Here is a 17,392-nt window from a genome sequence, read left to right as displayed (position 1 = left end):
GATCATAGGTAATATCTATAAAGTGTTATGATTACTTAAAGGAACCCGTGAAGATAAATCAAATGGTTATACTAAACAATTCTAAAAGGTTAATTATTATGAAAAAAATGGATGCAGTATTTCAATACAATCAGAGAGGCTCATCCCTTCGATACGGATCACTTTTCGGTTTGAGTGAACTCCTGAGATGATACTGATCGATGAACGTTGCACTCCCATCACCTCAGCAATGAGAAGGATGATAGCAGCATTGGCTCTGCCATCGACGGGTGGTGCTGTGATCGAGATCCCGATTGTCTCTCGCCAGCTATTATATCCTGATGGAAAAACATTCTCCCGTGCACCTGCCTGGACTTCACAGCTGATATGAAGACCGGAGCCGACCGTGCGGATTGCATCGGTAAAAGAGGGCATACCTATCTGTTAGTAGGTGTCGCCCGGTGATAACTGATAGAGGTCATCGGTGGCTTCTGCCGTTCCTCCCGTATCAAACCCGTCACCGGGCGGTGCCTGTCGCGCAGACGGGTTGTCCCGTGGCTCATCTCATGACGTACGTCATATTGATCACCCGGGGACCTATGAATGCGCATATGTTGGCACATTATTGTATAGGATCTCCGACCTGATAACCCCTCCCCGGAAGGTAGATCCCCGGGATGCAGGAGTACTCCGATTCGTAATACACAATCTCCCCGTTCTGAACGACCAGGTCGGGAAATACCCCCTCCATCCCCTCATATGGGGTCCACCCACATTTTGAGTGGAGAGTATCAGATCTGATCGTCACAGGCTCCATCGGATAGAGGGCAAAGTCATGCCGTTGATCGGGGGCAAACCCGGCAGGAGGGATGCCGAGAACCCTGCATGGTGCAACGGCGGTCTTGTCGATGAGAGAAGAGAGTGTGATGGTTCCTTTTCGCACCTCATTCATCAGAAGGGGGAGCATCGTCTCGACACCCGGCAGTCCGGACGGGGCCTCTGCAAAGCTCACTGCCTTATCCTCAATCGTATGGGGGGCATGATCTGAAGCGATGATATCGATGGATTCCCAGGCAGCAAAAAGGGCCCGTCGCTCTGATTCAGGACGAAGGGGGGGATTCACCCTCCCGAAGGTATCATCGGGAGTGAACTGTTCGATCGAGAGGAAGAGGTGATGGGGCGTCACCTCCTTTGATCCCGGAGCCACCGGAAGCGATGCAGATGAACTGATATGACAGATATGGGGCTTCATCCCCGGAGGAAGGATATCCCGTATCATCTGAAGCGACCTGACTTCACCCTCGGGGGATCTGATCTGATGGTGTTCCTGGAGAGAATCCGGAATGCCGGATCCGACCTCCTCTGCATGGATAGTTGCAGGTGCACCAAGGGCATGGATCGAACGGAGGGACTGCTTCAGTTCTTCTGGTGTCAGTGCATCGCCATAACTTGAAGGGGCGGCGAAGATCTCGCCAAAGGCCATTGCTCCCGCCCTCCAGAGGTGGAGGGGATCAACACCCGGTGATACGCCGGCATTTATAGCAAAGCCACAGAGAGCATGCTCCTTTGCCTCCAAAACCCGTTCAAGGTACCGGTCGGGGGTCAGAAGAGGCGGAATGGTGTTAGGCTGATCCACAACCATCGTGACACCGCCTGCAAGGGCGGCCATCGACCCGGTTCGCCAGTCCTCTTTTGCAGACTGGATTCCACCCCGCATATGGACATGTATATCGGTCGCAGCCGGGATACAGAGGAGGGCTGTGCAATCGACCTCCTGATCTGATCTGGCGGCTCTGCCGATATGAACCAGGCGCCCGTTCTGAAAAGCGAGATCAGCAACCCTGCCATCCGGGAGGGTCGCATTTCTCAGGACAAGGTCTAACATACCCGTGGTACCGGATCACCAAGCGGGGGTTCGATGAACCGCTCACCCCCGATGCTCGTCCTCATGATAACATCAGAGCCTGCGACGACCTCACCGATGATCGATGCCTCACGCCCAAGAGGATGTGATCTGATGGCCGCAAGCACTGCCTCTGCATCCGCTGACGGAACCCCCATCACAACCTTCCCCTCATTTGCAACCTGAAGGGGATCGATACCCATAAGCTCTCCTGCAGAGCGGACACTCTGGCGGATCGGCACCTGTTCTTCATCAAGGAGGATCGAAACACCGCTCTTCCGTGCCATCTCGTTGATGGCGGCGGCAAATCCACCGCGGGTCGGGTCTTTCATTGCATGAATCTCACCGGCGCGGAGTGCACGATCCACCAGTCCCCAGACAGGCGCCACATCAGATGTGAGCTGATCGCCAAGATCAAACCCTTCACGATAGGAGAGGATGGAGATGCCATGATCACCAAGGGTTCCGGAGACGATGATCCGATCTCCCTCTTTCAGACCACTATCACGAACCGGTCGGTCGGCGATACCGATCCCGGCAGTATTAATGATAATACCATCGAGGGAGCCCCGCTCGACAACCTTCGTATCCCCGGTCACGATTGAGGCTCCTGCCTCTTCGAGGGCCTGATCCATGGAGGCGACGATTCTGGCAAGACTTGAAAACTCAAATCCTTCCTCAATCACCATCGCAGAGGTGAGAGCGAGGGGGCGTGCACCCATCACTGCAAGATCGTTTATCGTGCCACAGACCGAGATCCTCCCGATATCACCCCCTGGGAAGAAGATTGGACGGACAACATGCGAGTCGGTTGTTAATACGATATTCGTTCCGTTCACCGGGATGACAGCGCCATCATCGAGAGATTCCAGACCCAGACCACCGGCATTATTATTTTTAAAGGCGGTGAGCGTCTTGAGAAGTTCACCCATTACCTCTCCGCCAGCCCCATGCATCAGATTGACATTCACGTTACTCACCAGTATCTATCTCGATATTTTTCACAACGATCTCTTTTCCGGAGACGATCGTAGGAAGTGTTCCACACTCAGGGCAGACATAGATCTCGCTCCCTTCATATCCACAGGAGCACCTGGTGCGGGGAGGGGCTTTTTCATAAACAAGTTCCGCACCAGAAAGAAGTGGGTCATCCTCTGCGATGGTTCCAAAAAGAAAGCAGACCTGCTCAGGATTGATCATCGCCATCTCACCGAAGGAGACGGTAATTCTGCGAACCGCAGTCGCATGATGATCGAGGGCCGTTCTCCTTGCAGTCGCATAGATGTCGTATGCTATGCTGTATTCATGCATCAGGATCCCATAGCCTCATAGACCTGTCGGAACAGCTCACGCGTTTCAAGCCCCTCCTCACGGGAGAGCCGCTGGATGGCAAAGCCGACATGGACAAGGACAAATTCGCCGACCTTGACATCGACGAGATCCAGGCGGACTTCGTGCTGGAGATCACCAAAGTCAACGAGACCTATATTCCCGTCACGGATCTCTATAACTTCTGCTGGAACTGCGATACACATGATTATTCACGTATACTTCTTTAGTATCTGAGAGGGGATAAAGAGAACGAAAGCGGTTGAGAAGAGATCATGAAAATGGCGCCGGGGGAGAGATTTGAACTCCCGAGGTGAGACACCAGTGGCTTTCAAGGCCACCGCCTTTCCGGACTAGACTACCCCGGCCTACTTACATATACGCTCTTGTGAAATAAGAGATTATGGTTTCTTCACTGCCACGAAGAGGATAACCGCAAGAGCAATAATTGGTAGAATCATCGATACAGGAGATTCCTCTTGTGGAACAAAGCCCGATTCATGGAGATCTCCAAATCTTGTCGTGATGGTATCGCTGACTGCGAGGGACGCGACGTTCTCACCATACAGGAAGACCCGCTCAGAGTCGGGGCCTGCCGGGTATATCCTGATGTAAACAGTGCCCCCTGACCCTTCAAAGGTGACACTCTCAGCCCGATCCGCTCCGAAGGTGTTAACAACATGCGACCGTCCCGCCTCATCAATATATTCGACCACCCAGTCAACGCCACGTGATGTGCTGAGTGTCACCGGCCCTCTCCCGGTCCTGACCTCAAAATATGCAGGGCTCTCACGTGAGGAGGGGGCACTGGCTGAAGGAACCCCGACCGAGACTGGCGGGGTCGTTGGAACCGGGGTTACAACCGTCTCCCGATGGACATCATATCTGATTGTTCCGATCAGCCCCCTCCGATCGGAGACCCGTGCAGTATACACCCCGGCGGAATCGATCATAACATCCCTTGAGAAAGCCCCCTGACTATCAGTTTCAATCCATTCGGGACCAAAAACCGGCCCTGAAGGCCCTGTTACCAGCAGCTCAACCCCCGCGGTACCGAGATCCTGAACTGCACCGGCCACAACAAGCCGTCCCGTATACTCCTGTGAAAGGGGCGAGTTCGCCCGCAGAAGAAGACTGCGATCAACAAGATTAAGGATGAACCAGTTGCGCCCTGAACCAAGGGGATACTCCGGGTTCTGCTGTATCTCAAACCTGTACATGCCCTCCCGAAGCCCGGCTGTCTCAAAAGGAATCGAGAAGTACCCTTCAGACTGGATTACAAAAGGAATCTGTCGGGAGTAGATTCCAGGTCCGGTGATGTGAAGGGTCATCGATATACCGGGAGGGATATTTGGCGATCTCCCTTCCAGAATGAATGTCTCCCCAACGTATCTCGTTATGCTGCCGGAGTCTCTCGGCTCACCGATAAACTGGAAAGAGTAGGCCGAAACACTCGTGACACAGAGCAGAAGCAGGATGACCATGAGTGCGATCTTTTTCATGATCGAGATATCATCAGTATGTGGTGTTAATGGTATCCCGTGGAGAAGAAAAACCGCTCGCCTCATGGATGGGGGAAGACCTCATCGGGGGCGGGATCAGAAAGACACTCACCATCATCCTGCGATCCGGCGGATGCAGGTTTAACAGGTGCAGGATGTGCGGATACCGGTTTGAACGGTACCCGGCGATGACTGAAGATGAGCTCGCCAGCCGGATGCTCGCCCAGATCCAGTGGATCGAAGAGAATTATCCATCTGATTCATATGACCTTGTCAAGATATTCACATCAGGCAGTTTCTTTGATCCGGTGGAAGTTCCAGCTGAAGTACGGGATCGCCTTGGTATCCTCATCAGGGGGAAGATCGCCATTGCTGAGACCCGGCCTGAATACGTCACCCCTGAAGTGCTCAGATCGTTTCTTGATCGAATCGATGATGGCAGCCATGAGGTGCCCCTCTATGTGGCAATAGGCCTCGAAACGACCAATGACAGCATCAGAGAGAAATCCATTGATAAAGGGTTCACCTTTGCAGATTTCATCCATGCGTCCTCCATCGCCAGGGATGCAGGGGTCGGTGTCAAGGCATACCTTATGCTCAAGCCGCTCTTCCTGACCGAGAGTGAGGCTGTTGCTGATATGAAGACCTCCATTGCAGAGGTTGCACCCTATGCCGATCTGATCTCCATGAACCTCTGCACAGTACAAAGGCGAACAGAACTTGAATATCTCTGGAAAAAGGGAGCATACAGACCCCCCTATCTCTGGAGTGGACTCGAAATTCTCCTCTCAACCAATGAGGCAGTCAGTTGTGATCCCGTCGGGGGCGGATATATCCGGGGACCGCACAACTGCGGGGACTGCGATCGGGATATTAAAAAGGCGATCGATGAGTATTCACTCACCTTTAACCGTGATCTGATCAGAGGGGCCTTTGAAAAAGAGTGCGGATGCAGGGAAGAGTGGCAGTATATCAGAGAGCATGAGATGCCCTGGTGTATGCCGCTTACCCGTTAGAATTGCTACGCAGTGCTGCAAGAAGAGCCGGTACAAATGTACCGGCATCCGAGACGACACCTATCGCCTGTGTCGTCCCCCTGTCCATCAGTTTTGTCACCGATGCAGGGTTGATATCAACACATATTGTCTTCACATAGGAGGGGAGACAGTTGCCGACAGCCACCGAGTGGAGCAGTGTCCCGATCATCAGGACCATCCCACAATCCTCCAGATGCTCGCGCATACGATCCTGTGCTTCGACGGTGTCGGTGATCACACCAGGGAGCGGGCCGTCATCCCGGATTGAACCAGCGAGGATAAAGGGGATCCCTGCTTTGACACACTCGTACATGATCCCACCGGTGATGATCTTCTTCTCGACAGCAGCTGCGATGGAGCCGGCACGCATCACCTCACTGATGGCATAGATATGGTGCTTATGGCCCCCTGTGATAAGCTCCCCGGTCTTGAGGTTCATACCAAGAGAGGTTCCAAAGAGATTATATTCAATATCATGCGTGGCAAGGGCATTTCCGCTGAAGAGAATATCAATATATCCTTCACGAATCAGGGCGGCAAGCGCATCACCAGCCCCGGTATGTACAATGGCCGGACCTCCGACAAGGCCGATCCTGAGGCCTGCAGCCCTGACTTTCTGAAGCTCCTTTGCTATCTTTCTCACGATTGTTTCACTTGGGCGCTCGGACGAGACCTGTCCCTGCATGAACTCAAACATACCGGTCTCACGCGGCCGCTCAGGATAGACGACCCGGACACCTGCTTCACCGATGACGACGGAATCCCCCTTCTTTAAGCGGGACAGTGGTGTACAGATGGCACGCCCGGCTGCTTCGTCAACAACGATGATGCAGTCCATCTCGATATGCTCAACAGGTATCCATTCATCCAGGTAACGAATCGAGGTCGGATGATTTGTTGTCGAGTAGAAACCTTTCGGAACAACCCGATCGGCTTCGGCAGGGATCAACCTGACATTATCCTGATCGATCAGCCGGACACCATACCGATGCAGCTCACTTGTTATCGACTCGAGCCGGTCTTCAGAATCGGCCCGTATCTGAAGTCTGGCATAGCTGATATCCGCCTTCTTCTTCCCGACCTCGAAGATGATGATCTCAAAATCACCGCCCATATCCATGACACGATCAAATACCCGTGTCATAATCCCTGAATCGATGATATGACCTTCGAGTTCTATCTCCCGTGAATGGTCCATATCTAGTACTCAGCAGGTTTCGTTAAATAGTACACGAGAGGGGGACTGTCATGAATGATCTGATTGAAAGTACTGTTCAAGAAGTGCAAGTTCTGATCGGGTATTAACATTAAAAACAAGCTCCCTTGTGTTGAGGAGAAGGCAAAGCTCTTCCTGAACCTCCCCGATCTTTGATCCCTGCAATATATTGACCCCGACCGGGCTTGCAGGAACACCGTCAATCTCACAGAGGTAGCGCGGTTCTGTGCCGACCTCCCGGCAGAGTGAAACAGGAACCCATGTGGAGCATGCCTCCATCCCGGATCTGCGGTGGCTCTCAGATACCGAGCGGATAATGTCTGCAGAGATGCATGGAATATCCGAGACACTTGTAAAGATCGGGCCACCCTCCTCCAGAGCAGTGACGGCATAGATGAGATCCTCAAGGTAGCCATTTCCATCTGCAAGGATGAAGGGGATGGAATTGGCGCGGCACCAGTTCCGAGTATACGGGGTCTTTGAGGATAAGACGACGACGGGACTGCATCCGGCATCTGAAAATGCTTCAATAACCCACTGGATCATCGGCCTGCCGTGTATGCAGACGAGTGGTTTCTCTCCCAGTCCAAGGCGGGATCCCTCCCCCCCGGCCATAATCAGTGCATGCATGCAGACAGGGCCTCAATAAGCATTGTATTTTCTTCATGGGTTCGAACAGCAACCCTGATCGCCTGAGGGAGTCCGAAAGAGGAACAGTCCCGAACAAGGATGCCTTGCCTGAGGAGCGCATGCTGAAGTGCTCCTGCATCCCTGCCGGTATCGATGAGAAGATAATTGACCTGGGATGGATGGCAGAAAAGCCCAAGAGAGGTTATTGATTCGGTCAGAAAACGCCGCTCATCAGCGATCATCTGTCGTGAGTGTAGAAGGTCGGGGAGGTGGCGCAGGGCTTCGATCGCATACGCCTCGGCGTACCGGTTGACCGTCCATGGCGGCCGGACCGTCTCAATTGCTTCGATTGTATCAGGGTCAGAAAAGCCAAAACCAAATCTGATTCCCGGAACAGAGAAGGCTTTCGTGATAGAGCGGAGAATAAAGAGATCAGAATCCCGGTGGTCTGCCATGCTCTCACGCGGATCAGCAAGATCGATGAATGCCTCATCAAGGAAGAGGCGCGACCCTGTCTCCTTGCATGAATGAAGAATCTGTTGTACTTCCTCTCGCACAAGGAGCTCTCCCGTCGGATTATTTGGATTGCAGAGGTAGCGGACTGTGGCATCTTCCGGCTCTTCTGCCAACCTCCCGCCAGCTATGAGAACGGACTGTGCATACTCCCCAAAGGTAGGGGACTCAATATATGCAGATGAACCGGGTGAAAGAAAGATCTGGGCATAGATTCTGATCAGTTCAATCGATCCGTTACCCACCGTCACCTCTGCCGGGTCGCGCGAGAAGGCAGATCCAATCGCCTCTTTCAGTTCCATATAGGTATCATCCGGATACTCCCGGAGATCACACAGATCAGGTTTCCAGTGTACATTTGGAGGATACGGATTCATACTGGCACTGAAGTCGATGATACCCTCTCCCGCTCCATCTGCCCGAAGCCGCCTGATGGTTCCCCCATGCTTCTGTCTCTGTGGTAGCCTGTCTGGTTTCATTGGAAAAAACACCCGTTAATATAAAAAATCTAGGAGAAAATCACTGAATAATACATAGGATTGTTGGTATGGATTCTAATAAAACAGTTCGGAAAAGCTACTCAAATCCTTGCTTAGAACAATTTCACAAACTATATATACAGTTGCGATATATCTAAAACCATCTGATTCAGTTATCAGACAAGGGTACACTTTATGTCGGACATTGGGCATACATAAGTATGACGATTGTCTGATAGAGGTGAAAGATGGACAGGATCACTATTCGATTACCAAGACAACAGGTCGAGATGCTGGAAAAACTTGTTTCAGCTGGCGAATTCCCAACAGTATCAGAAGCGGTTCGATATGCGGTACGGGAGCTTTTATCACGGCATGGAGATCGGGTAATGAGGGAGAGCGATCAGGTCACATCATTTAATATCGAGAGAGAGGGGTTGTAAGATGCAGACCATAATTAATGAAGCTCTGAAAAATTCTGAGATCGAGAAAGAACGTGTAAAGTCCTCAATTATTGATGATGATGAGATGCTTGGAAACCCAAGAATTGTCATTATCGGTTGCGGAGGTGCAGGGAACAATACCGTCAACCGACTTCATCATATGCAGGTTGCAGGTGCTGAAACCATCGCAATAAATACTGACAAACAGCACCTTGACATGATTCAGGCAGACAAACGCGTTCTGATCGGGAAATCCCTCACAAAAGGTCTTGGGGCCGGCGGATTTCCGGACGTGGGTAAGCGCGCAGCAGAGATGGCCCGCCCGACACTTGAGGCACTCCTTGAGTCAGCAGATCTCGTCTTTGTCACGGCAGGTATGGGGGGAGGAACAGGCACAGGATCCGCGCCGGTCGTCGCACAGATCGCCAAGGAGCAGGGCGCGATCGTCGTGGGGATGGTCAGCTATCCATTCCAGGTAGAGAAAGCGCGCATGCTGAAGGCCGAGGAGGGGCTTGAAGCCATCCGGAATGCCGCAGACTCCGTTATCGTTCTTGATAACAACAGGCTGAAGAATTTTGTTCCAAACCTCCCGCTCGGACAGGCGTTCTCTGTTATGGATCAGCTCATCTCCGAGACCGTCAAAGGAATCAGCGAGACAATAACCGAACCGTCTCTCATCAACATCGATTATGCCGATGTCCGCGCAACCATGAGCAAGGGCGGCCTCGCAGTGATGCTCGTTGGTGAGACGAAGCAGCAGAATAAGGCAGAGAGTGTTGTCCGTGAATGTCTTGACCACCCACTTCTTGATATCGATTATCGCGGGGCTACCGGGTGCCTTATTCACATCACTGGCGGAAATGACCTCACGCTCCATGATGCTGAGGAGATTGCCAGCCAGTTAACCTATGAGCTTGATCCACATGCCGATGTCATCTGGGGTGCCCGTGTCCGGAATGACTATGAAGGTAAGATTCGAGTCATGGCGATCATGACTGGTGTTCAGAGCCCCCAGATCCTCGGAGGCCGCCCGTACCTTACCGCCCAGTCAACCGGAAAGAGAAAAGCGGAAATGCCTCTTCGGAGACCGGGAAGGGGTTCAGATGAGCGATCAGGGAGCCTGGTTGACTGGGTGATGTAACCCGGAAATACACATCTTTTCAGGGAAGAGCGTCCCCTATCCGGATTTACGAAACCTTTAATACCACTCTAAGCCATTTCTTATAGAAAGTCGTACCATAGCTTCTGACAGGGGTGGATGTTTGCACCTGTGTGAAGACCGGGGACTTTGGTATCGGAGGTTGAATATGACGAACCACTTGCACTGCCACGTAAGCGAGTTCTTATCTGTTTTTTCTCTCATGCACTATATACCAAAGTTTGATCTTCTTCAGGGCCCTGTGAACAAAACCTTCAGGAGTTCCTGGTATGGCATTTGAGGATTGTTGAGCATGTTGAATGATCTCATAGACAAGAGGAAGACTATTCTCGCTGAATCTGAACAGCATAAGGAGCGAAGGAACGAACTCAATGCTCTCGCGAGCCAGTATGCCCGCGAGCGGAATGAGCTGAACAACCAGACGCGCCAGTTTGTTGAGGAGGCTCAGCAGCATAAAGAGCTTCGGGATAAGAGCAACAAGGATGTCTCTACACTGAAGGATCAGCGGAACGAACTCAACGAGAAGGCAAATGTGCTCTTTGAGGAACTTGAGGAATATAAAAAAGAGCATGGCAACATCAAGAAAGGCCAGGTCAAGGACATCCAGAGGCAGATAGAATTTCTGGAGTTCAAGCAGCAGACCGAGGCGATGAGTGCCGACAAAGAGCGCGACCTCGTTGAAAAGATTAAGCAGATGAAACAGCAGGTCCGGGAGCAGGAAGCCGAGCTGGAGCAGAACAAAGAGATCCGTGGTAAGCTGCAGGATGCCAGGGACCTCAGAAAAGAAGCTTCTGATCTGCATATCAAAGTGACTGAAAGCGCTGATCTTGCTCAGAAACACCATGATCTGATGGTGGAATGCTACCGGAAGGCAGACAAGTCACGTGAAGAGGCAGATGCCCGCCACCGCGCATTTGTCGAGGCACAGGAGTCTGCCGATGCAGAACACAAAGCCTTCATCGAGTGCCAGAAAGAGCTCCGGGACTATGATAAGGTCATCAGCGGTGTCCGGACAAAGACCAAGAAGGTCAAGACAGTCAAAGAGAATAAGTCTGTCAGGATGGAAGCAGAGAAGATCTTCAACTCCTTCAAGAGCGGTGAAAAGCTCACAACTGACGATCTCCTTCTCCTTCAGAGATCAAAACTCATTTAATATTTTTTTTCTGAAGCATCCCCCCTAACACCCCTTTGTGACAGGGATGGACAAAACCTGCAAAAATAACCTTATTATCCTTATAGGTTGATCTAATCTGTAATGGAGACGAGAAAGACACTTGTTCTTGCCATCGACCGCGACGATGACATCGGGTACAAAGCTCAGATAGCAAGCCCGATCGTCGGAAGGGAGGCGGCGTTACAGGCAGCAACAAGGCTGGGACTCGTTGATCCTGAAGACTCCGACGTCAATGCGATCTTTTCTGCGGTGAAGACCTATGATGAACTCCTTGAGAGGGGGGAAGACGTCATCATCGCCGTCATCGGAGGAGATCATATGAATATGCTGGAGGGGGATCGCCGGATTGGTGATGCAATCACCCAGATCGTCAAACAGACAGCAGTTAATGCCTGCATTCTCGTCTCGGATGGCGCAGAGGATGACTATGTCCTCCCGATCATCCAGTCACGGATTCCTGTTGAGAGTGTACGGCGTGTCATTGTCACGCAGATGCCCAATCTCGAAGGAACCTATTACATCCTGAAGAAATTCCTTGATGATCCGAAGATCTCCCGGGTCGTCCTGGTTCCAATCGGCCTTGCAATGCTGCTTTACTCCGCTGCATACCTGGTTGGACGGCCCGATATGGCAACCTTCATCGTGGTTGGTGCTGTCGGAACCTATCTCCTGTTCAAGGGCTTTGGTATCGATGAGTTCTTTGGCTATCTTTTTTCGAGCCTTCAGCAGTCATTTCAGAAGGGAAGCTTCAGTTTCGTTGCCTACATATCAGCAGTGCTCATCTCGATCGTCGGCGTGATCATGGGTCTTACAAGCCTCCTCGTCTACTATCCACTCTCAGAGGAGGCAGGGATACTCCTCTTTATAGCCGCGTTCATATTCGGATCGGTCTGGTGGTTTGTCGGGGCAGGACTTGTTGCAATGGGTGGGAAGATCATTGATTGCATCATTAATGACCAGGAAAACCTCGGCAGGGTTGTCATTCTCCCCTTCTTCATCGGTGCAATCGGGACGATCATCTACGGGGCAAGCAGTTACCTCCTCTCAATCAGCAATGTCCCCGACTTCCCGATTGCCGCAGATGCCGGTGTACGTTCGATCATCGCTTTCACTGTAATCGGGCTCATCTGTGCACTCCTTGGCCTCTATATCCAGTCTGCAACGATCAGGTGGGTCAAAGACGGGCGGCGGAGTAGAAAGTGGTAAAGCAAATTATTGCTCTTTTTTTGAAAGAGTATCCGGTCGGATGAATCCGGCCACGATACAACATAGAGAAGCAGGCAGTCGCCTGGGATATGCAGCAGGTATACAAACCTCTTTTGTGATCGAAGGCGAACAATATCCCAATGCCAGTCATCACTATCCAGATGTCGGAAGGAAAGACCCGCGAACAAAAAGAGAGGGTCGCATCAGATGTAACAAAGACCATCGCCGAGACATTCGGCATCGATCCGACAACAGTTATTCTCTTTTTTCAGGAGATGCCACGAGAAAGTATTGCCAAAGGTGGAGAGCTGTTATCACAGCAGTAAAACCATTATTTTTCATCAGGATTTCATCTCTCAGATAACGGGAAGTGTTCCTGATAGACCCTGCGCCGCTCCTCAAGATCGGTATGCAGGTAGACCTCGGTCGTCTTGATGGAGGAGTGGCCGAGATTCTCCTGAACGACCCTGAGGTTCTTTGATCTGCGGTACAGCTCACTGGCATAGCTATGCCGGATTTTGTGTGGAGTGATCCCGGAGGGTGCGTACTTCCGGAAGATATGCTGAACAGTCCTTGAGGAGAGAGGAGCACCTTTCTGTCCAACGAAGAGCGGGCCGGCATCCCTGCCATTGATGAACAACCTGATCTCATGAAGCGTCTCGGGATCAATAAAGACAGTCCTGATCTTCCCCCCCTTCCCACGGATGCGTATTGTTTCCTCATCAAAGTCGATATGATCAATCCTAATCCCGCAGAGCTCAGAGACCCTGACCCCTGTTGAGTAGATCGTCCTGACCAGAAGGCGATCCCTGGCATCCTCAATCTGATCTAAGAGCCCGATGACATCATTATGTTTCAGGTAGAGCAGCTCCCTGTCCTTGATCTTTGGACGATCCACCCCCAGAACCGGATTGCTCTCGATCATATTCTGCCCGACGAGGAATTTGAAGAATGAACTCAGGGTAGAAAGATAACGGTTCATCGTCGTTGCGGAGAGGCCACGCATCGCAGAAGTCTGTGCAAGAAAGTCAGTTATCTCATATCCATCCGTCTCAATGGAGGGATCGTCCTCCCCCACAGCACCGCTGCGATATGCACAAAAATCAAGGAGCACTCGCCGATAGGTATCCAGCGTCTTCTCTGAATAGTTTCGCATGGTCAGGTGGTTAATATACCGTGGAATCCAGAGAGAGAATGTTCGCTGGCGTGGGGCCATACAAAGAGTGGGTCCTTCGTGGATTAAAATATTGCGCAGAATTGTCAGAGGAAGCACAGGTACATGCACGGTGCAGAATCAGGGCCAAAGGAGCCGGTCCATGGAGAAAAGAAAGGCATTCAGATATATAGCATCATATAGTTTATAGGAACGATATTTCGTAGATAGACGAACATCCAGCCCACCAATAACCGGCAGATTGGGCGATCCAAAGACCACCAGGCAGGGAGATCACGCGAGCAGAGATTGAAGCAACACCAAACACAATCAGGAACAATGACCAGAAGACACCAGGATACATGAGTACGACGCCGGATCCAGCCACCCGTCTTCCTACACTCCACTCACACGATACCGGTACGACACCCCCGATAGATCCAATCCCACATCAGCCAGTACGACCACCACCGAGAACCAGCCCAACCATCAGAATGTATCAGCGACTCAAGCGTACGAGAAGAGAGCCTGCAATATCCATATCCAGATCACGATGCCAAGGGGCACCCCTCCGAAAGACAGGGAGGCACCACCCCCATCACCCGGCCATCTGGCGAGCACAGAGTGCCCAGACACCACATCATTGCCAAGGACCATCACCACCAGCATAGAGGACCATCTCTTCAATCTTCAGAAGTCGCCAACGCTGCACCTTCAGCACCAGACCAGGCATCATCCCAGCCAGGGATCGTGACGGAGCAGGAGATATCCCGCGCCACAGTCCACCCCTGCAATTACCGATCGTTCAGAGCGGCACCTCCGGATGAACTCCGATGAAGATCAGCCCAATCCGATTCAGGATATCGACCCGGAAGAGGCAGACCAGCCAACCCCGGGATCCAAAATGACCACCCACATATCGCCATCTGGAGCCATGTTCTCAGGAGAGACCTACCGACAATACCTTTTGCACCGAAAAGTCCACTACATCGACGATAGAACGATCCTTTATATACCCGGCAACCGATCTGATCCACAAGGGATTGGAGGCAGGTACCATGTGCCACCTTGCCACCGGGAGATCAACGAACAGAATCCATCGAAGAGATGAAGAGATGAGTGCGATCATAAAAACCTTAAATAAAGGTTATTTTCGATATCTGATGGCAATATAGGTTTATTTATCCAGCAGTACAATAGGGTTATTTTTGCGCAGAATTGCTATTCTGCGCAATTTGAGATCAGAAAAGGGTCAGAAGAGGCAGTTGCACCAGTTCCGTCGATACCCAAAATCAAAACCCCAGACCAGAAGACCCGACCCGATCATGCAGCGCCTGACCGGCAACAGGATCCAACACACCCTCCAGCCCATGCAGCCCATCATTGCCCATAACCCCAAACGGTTATCCACCATCATGGAAGCCATCAGATCAACACCCCGGACTGACCAAACCCGGCTTGCAAAAAAAGAGATCTCCAAACAAGAGCACCGGCCTGAAGAACAGAATCCCCCGGGCGATCCAGCCAACCTCCGATAGCAGGTTTGAGCGCCCCGAACCACAGGGAGGTATGTGCAATTACCCCACCGGACAACATGAGTCCGGATACCGACAGATACCTCCAATCTATTCGGATGCCATAAAAAAAGGATCCAGGAGGCAAATATTCCAATCAAATCATCGCCCACTCACAAGGAGTTTCATTTTGCCAAGAATGATGTAAGAATGATGTGAAGGGCGGGGAAAAACCCACCCTGATGTCGCCCACACCCCTCTGAGGCCTACCCTATAGATATTGAACCCCCATTGTTTTCGTTCTGCGATACAAGGAAAACCAGATACTCTCTGGTTGCAGATTGGGGATTTTTATTCCGACACAAAATGGGGAATTTTATCCCGACGGATTTGGGTATTTTTACCCCGATGAAACCGGGGAAAAGGGAAACCGACATTGACGATGGGCAGTTATTGGATGCGACCCGCACAAAATATCGAATAGCGGTTGTTACGATTCCTTATTCCCCCGATTACATCCGATACGCTCTCCCCCCGGACCCTCCAGCACAAAGACCATGCTGCCCCCCTTAGATAATCAGGTTTGGTTGCCCTCACCATCATCACAAAGCTCGTTGGTCAAACCAGCCCCAGAAGAAGAGAACAATGATGAGCATGAGAGGCACGCCATCCAGGTATTGAGGCATAGCCAGAGGGAGCAACCTGACGCATCCAGAGGTCCGGTAAGCCCCGCTCGATCACGATCTAACAGGCAGGAAGCCCACGACTTCAGTCGTGGGATGAATGCCGACATAGATGTATTTAAATATAGTTGTGGGATATGTATATTTAATGCTTCTGACGATGAAGGTGAAGCTCCATCCAACCGAGGATCAGCACCAGAAACTGCTCCGTACAATGGAGCATTTCAACGAAGCATGTAACTATATTTCAGAATTTGCCTGGAGAAACAAGGTTTTTAACAAAGTCGAACTTCAAAAGAACCTGTACTATGAAATTCGCGGTACATTCTCCCTGTCATCTCAAATGGTAATTCGTGCGATTGGCAAAGTATCCGAAAGTTACCTTGCGGATCGATCCGGCTACCATGAGTTCAGGCCTCATGGAGCAATCATCTATGATCAACGTCTCCTGACGATAAAGACTCCTGATACCTGTTCTATCCTGACACTTGACGGAAGAGAGATGGTATCGATGTCATACGGCAGATACCAGCCTCTCGATCTCAAACGGGTAAAGGGTCAGGCTGATCTCGCCCTCATCAAGAACCAGTTCTATCTCCTGATCGTGGTGGACGTACCTGAAGAACCACAGATTGAGCCTGAGGAGATCATCGGAGTCGATCTCGGTATCGCCAATATCGCAACAACATCGACAGGTGAAACCTTCTCCGGGCAGAAATGTACTGAATCCAGAAAGAGATACACCCGTATTAAAGCGGATCTTCAATCCGTTGGTACATGGGACGCAAAAAAACATCTCAAAAAACTCAGTGGAAAAGAACGCCGATTCAAGAATGATACAAACCACTGTATCAGCAAACAGATCGTCGCTGAAGCCAAAGGCACACAATCCGGTATCGCGTTGGAAGATCTGACAGGTATCCGTGATCGGACACCCGGTTATAAGGCATTAGCAGCGGCAATCGGTAAATGGGCGTTTTATGAGATAGCAATGTACATCCGATATAAAGCACATATGGCTGGTCTCCCGGTCTACCTCGTTGATCCCCACTATACATCCCAAGAATGTTCCCATTGTGGATATACGAGCAGGGAAAATCGGAAAACCCAGTCTGACTTCTTCTGTATCAAATGTGGATATACGGATAATGCGGATATCAATGCCGCAAAAAACATTGCATCAAGGGCTGATGTCAACCAGCCTATCGCACTCCGTCCTGAACCAAAGCGCTCAGGAAGATGGAAGGGCAAGCCCACGGCTTTAGCCGTGGGTAGTTGACAAAAGACACCATCAGCAGACAGCCCCCACTCTGACTCGTATCGTCAGAGACAGGCGCTTCAGCATCTATGACAACCAGAAAGGACCGACCGATATCGCAGATTATCAGCACCAGCGGTGATCCAAGCCACGCGATCAGAGCCATTTTTAAAACTGGCGATCATACCCGGGAGAGAAACCACCACCTATAAAC

General features: G+C 51.2%; 17 protein-coding genes and 1 tRNA gene. 7 read left to right on the top strand and 11 right to left on the bottom strand.

Features of this window, described 5'->3' with window-relative positions; genetic code table 11:
- Positions 1-96: 96 nt before the first annotated feature.
- From J2T58_RS04660 to J2T58_RS04630, 7 genes are all read right to left on the bottom strand, one after another.
- Complete coding sequence (locus tag J2T58_RS04660) at positions 97-414, bottom strand: DUF167 domain-containing protein (protein WP_253487801.1); 318 nt, start codon at positions 412-414, stop codon at positions 97-99.
- 187 nt (positions 415-601) lie between these two features.
- The gene (gene pyrC / locus J2T58_RS04655; RefSeq protein WP_253487800.1) at positions 602-1,864 is read right to left on the bottom strand and encodes a dihydroorotase; all 1,263 of its coding nucleotides are present in this window, start codon (positions 1,862-1,864) and stop codon (positions 602-604) included.
- Entirely contained in the window at positions 1,858-2,853 is a 996-nt protein-coding gene (hypE, locus tag J2T58_RS04650) for a hydrogenase expression/formation protein HypE (protein ID WP_253487867.1), read from the bottom strand. Before hypE ends, pyrC begins: the two co-directional genes overlap by 7 nt.
- A gap of 1 nt (position 2,854) precedes the next feature.
- Positions 2,855-3,193: a hydrogenase maturation nickel metallochaperone HypA/HybF gene (locus tag J2T58_RS04645; RefSeq protein ID WP_253487799.1), complete on the bottom strand. Its 339-nt coding sequence runs from the start codon at positions 3,191-3,193 to the stop codon at positions 2,855-2,857.
- Positions 3,193-3,417, bottom strand: a complete 225-nt coding sequence (locus J2T58_RS04640; protein ID WP_253459739.1) for a HypC/HybG/HupF family hydrogenase formation chaperone — start codon at positions 3,415-3,417, stop codon at positions 3,193-3,195. Before J2T58_RS04640 ends, J2T58_RS04645 begins: the two co-directional genes overlap by 1 nt.
- A 76-nt stretch (positions 3,418-3,493) precedes the next feature.
- Positions 3,494-3,579 (bottom strand) — tRNA-Ser (locus tag J2T58_RS04635).
- A 33-nt stretch (positions 3,580-3,612) separates the two neighbouring features.
- Complete coding sequence (locus tag J2T58_RS04630) at positions 3,613-4,713, bottom strand: hypothetical protein (protein ID WP_253487798.1); 1,101 nt, start codon at positions 4,711-4,713, stop codon at positions 3,613-3,615.
- A gap of 29 nt (positions 4,714-4,742) precedes the next feature.
- Here J2T58_RS04630 and J2T58_RS04625 point away from each other — a divergent pair, with 29 nt between their 5' ends.
- Positions 4,743-5,729: an archaeosine biosynthesis radical SAM protein RaSEA gene (locus tag J2T58_RS04625; RefSeq protein ID WP_253487796.1), complete on the top strand. Its 987-nt coding sequence runs from the start codon at positions 4,743-4,745 to the stop codon at positions 5,727-5,729.
- Here J2T58_RS04625 and J2T58_RS04620 read toward each other — a convergent pair.
- The 3 genes from J2T58_RS04620 to J2T58_RS04610 are packed head-to-tail and all read right to left on the bottom strand — an operon-like array spanning position 5,719 to position 8,588.
- A complete protein-coding gene (locus tag J2T58_RS04620) occupies positions 5,719-6,948 on the bottom strand; it encodes an ornithine cyclodeaminase, nickel-pincer nucleotide-dependent (protein WP_253487795.1) in 1,230 nt (409 codons plus the stop codon). The genes J2T58_RS04625 and J2T58_RS04620 overlap by 11 nt on opposite strands.
- A 48-nt stretch (positions 6,949-6,996) precedes the next feature.
- On the bottom strand, positions 6,997-7,596 hold the full coding sequence (locus tag J2T58_RS04615) for an NTP transferase domain-containing protein (RefSeq protein ID WP_253487794.1): 600 nt from the start codon (positions 7,594-7,596) through the stop codon (positions 6,997-6,999).
- The gene (locus tag J2T58_RS04610; protein WP_253487793.1) at positions 7,584-8,588 is read right to left on the bottom strand and encodes a pyridoxal phosphate-dependent aminotransferase; all 1,005 of its coding nucleotides are present in this window, start codon (positions 8,586-8,588) and stop codon (positions 7,584-7,586) included. The genes J2T58_RS04615 and J2T58_RS04610 overlap by 13 nt, the downstream gene beginning before the upstream one ends.
- A gap of 248 nt (positions 8,589-8,836) precedes the next feature.
- On the opposite strand from J2T58_RS04610, the gene J2T58_RS04605 reads away from it, so the two are divergent.
- The 5 genes from J2T58_RS04605 to J2T58_RS04585 all read left to right on the top strand — a co-directional run bounded on the left by J2T58_RS04605 (position 8,837) and on the right by J2T58_RS04585 (position 12,896).
- Positions 8,837-9,031 carry a ribbon-helix-helix domain-containing protein gene (locus J2T58_RS04605; RefSeq protein ID WP_211529692.1) on the top strand — a complete coding sequence of 65 codons (195 nt, stop codon included), beginning with the start codon at positions 8,837-8,839 and terminating at the stop codon, positions 9,029-9,031.
- Position 9,032: 1 nt separating this feature from the next.
- Positions 9,033-10,172 carry a cell division protein FtsZ gene (gene ftsZ, locus J2T58_RS04600; protein ID WP_253487792.1) on the top strand — a complete coding sequence of 380 codons (1,140 nt, stop codon included), beginning with the start codon at positions 9,033-9,035 and terminating at the stop codon, positions 10,170-10,172.
- Between the two features lie 310 nt (positions 10,173-10,482).
- The gene (locus tag J2T58_RS04595; protein WP_253487791.1) at positions 10,483-11,343 is read left to right on the top strand and encodes a coiled-coil protein; all 861 of its coding nucleotides are present in this window, start codon (positions 10,483-10,485) and stop codon (positions 11,341-11,343) included.
- Positions 11,344-11,445: 102 nt separating this feature from the next.
- Positions 11,446-12,570 (top strand): DUF373 family protein, encoded by a 1,125-nt coding sequence (locus J2T58_RS04590; protein WP_253487790.1) that lies wholly within the window; start codon positions 11,446-11,448, stop codon positions 12,568-12,570.
- 140 nt (positions 12,571-12,710) lie between these two features.
- The gene (locus J2T58_RS04585; protein ID WP_253487788.1) at positions 12,711-12,896 is read left to right on the top strand and encodes a tautomerase family protein; all 186 of its coding nucleotides are present in this window, start codon (positions 12,711-12,713) and stop codon (positions 12,894-12,896) included.
- Between the two features lie 23 nt (positions 12,897-12,919).
- Here J2T58_RS04585 and xerA read toward each other — a convergent pair whose 3' ends face one another.
- A complete protein-coding gene (gene xerA / locus J2T58_RS04580) occupies positions 12,920-13,786 on the bottom strand; it encodes a site-specific tyrosine recombinase/integron integrase (protein ID WP_253487785.1) in 867 nt (288 codons plus the stop codon).
- A 2,282-nt stretch (positions 13,787-16,068) separates the two neighbouring features.
- Here xerA and J2T58_RS04575 point away from each other — a divergent pair.
- Positions 16,069-17,199: an RNA-guided endonuclease InsQ/TnpB family protein gene (locus J2T58_RS04575; RefSeq protein WP_253487783.1), complete on the top strand. Its 1,131-nt coding sequence runs from the start codon at positions 16,069-16,071 to the stop codon at positions 17,197-17,199.
- Positions 17,200-17,392 lie beyond the last annotated feature (193 nt).

The sequence above is a fragment of the Methanocalculus alkaliphilus genome (assembly GCF_024170505.1).
In the GTDB taxonomy this organism is placed as follows: Archaea; Halobacteriota; Methanomicrobia; order Methanomicrobiales; family Methanocorpusculaceae; genus Methanocalculus; species Methanocalculus alkaliphilus.
This window is presented reverse-complemented; position numbering and strand designations above follow the sequence as displayed.

Excerpts from the sequence above, each read along its gene's own strand:
- J2T58_RS04660 (WP_253487801.1), bottom strand. The coding sequence starts at position 414 with ATGCCCTCTTTTACCGATGCAATCCGCACGGTCGGCTCCGGTCTTCAT.
- pyrC (WP_253487800.1), bottom strand. The coding sequence starts at position 1,864 with ATGTTAGACCTTGTCCTGAGAAATGCGACCCTCCCGGATGGCAGGGTT.
- J2T58_RS04645 (WP_253487799.1), bottom strand. The coding sequence starts at position 3,193 with ATGCATGAATACAGCATAGCATACGACATCTATGCGACTGCAAGGAGA.
- J2T58_RS04640 (WP_253459739.1), bottom strand. The coding sequence starts at position 3,417 with ATGTGTATCGCAGTTCCAGCAGAAGTTATAGAGATCCGTGACGGGAAT.
- J2T58_RS04630 (WP_253487798.1), bottom strand. The coding sequence starts at position 4,713 with ATGAAAAAGATCGCACTCATGGTCATCCTGCTTCTGCTCTGTGTCACG.
- J2T58_RS04625 (WP_253487796.1), top strand. The coding sequence starts at position 4,743 with ATGGTATCCCGTGGAGAAGAAAAACCGCTCGCCTCATGGATGGGGGAA.
- J2T58_RS04620 (WP_253487795.1), bottom strand. The coding sequence starts at position 6,948 with ATGGACCATTCACGGGAGATAGAACTCGAAGGTCATATCATCGATTCA.
- J2T58_RS04615 (WP_253487794.1), bottom strand. The coding sequence starts at position 7,596 with ATGCATGCACTGATTATGGCCGGGGGGGAGGGATCCCGCCTTGGACTG.
- J2T58_RS04610 (WP_253487793.1), bottom strand. The coding sequence starts at position 8,588 with ATGAAACCAGACAGGCTACCACAGAGACAGAAGCATGGGGGAACCATC.
- J2T58_RS04605 (WP_211529692.1), top strand. The coding sequence starts at position 8,837 with ATGGACAGGATCACTATTCGATTACCAAGACAACAGGTCGAGATGCTG.
- ftsZ (WP_253487792.1), top strand. The coding sequence starts at position 9,033 with ATGCAGACCATAATTAATGAAGCTCTGAAAAATTCTGAGATCGAGAAA.
- J2T58_RS04595 (WP_253487791.1), top strand. The coding sequence starts at position 10,483 with ATGTTGAATGATCTCATAGACAAGAGGAAGACTATTCTCGCTGAATCT.
- J2T58_RS04590 (WP_253487790.1), top strand. The coding sequence starts at position 11,446 with ATGGAGACGAGAAAGACACTTGTTCTTGCCATCGACCGCGACGATGAC.
- J2T58_RS04585 (WP_253487788.1), top strand. The coding sequence starts at position 12,711 with ATGCCAGTCATCACTATCCAGATGTCGGAAGGAAAGACCCGCGAACAA.
- xerA (WP_253487785.1), bottom strand. The coding sequence starts at position 13,786 with ATGGCCCCACGCCAGCGAACATTCTCTCTCTGGATTCCACGGTATATT.
- J2T58_RS04575 (WP_253487783.1), top strand. The coding sequence starts at position 16,069 with ATGCTTCTGACGATGAAGGTGAAGCTCCATCCAACCGAGGATCAGCAC.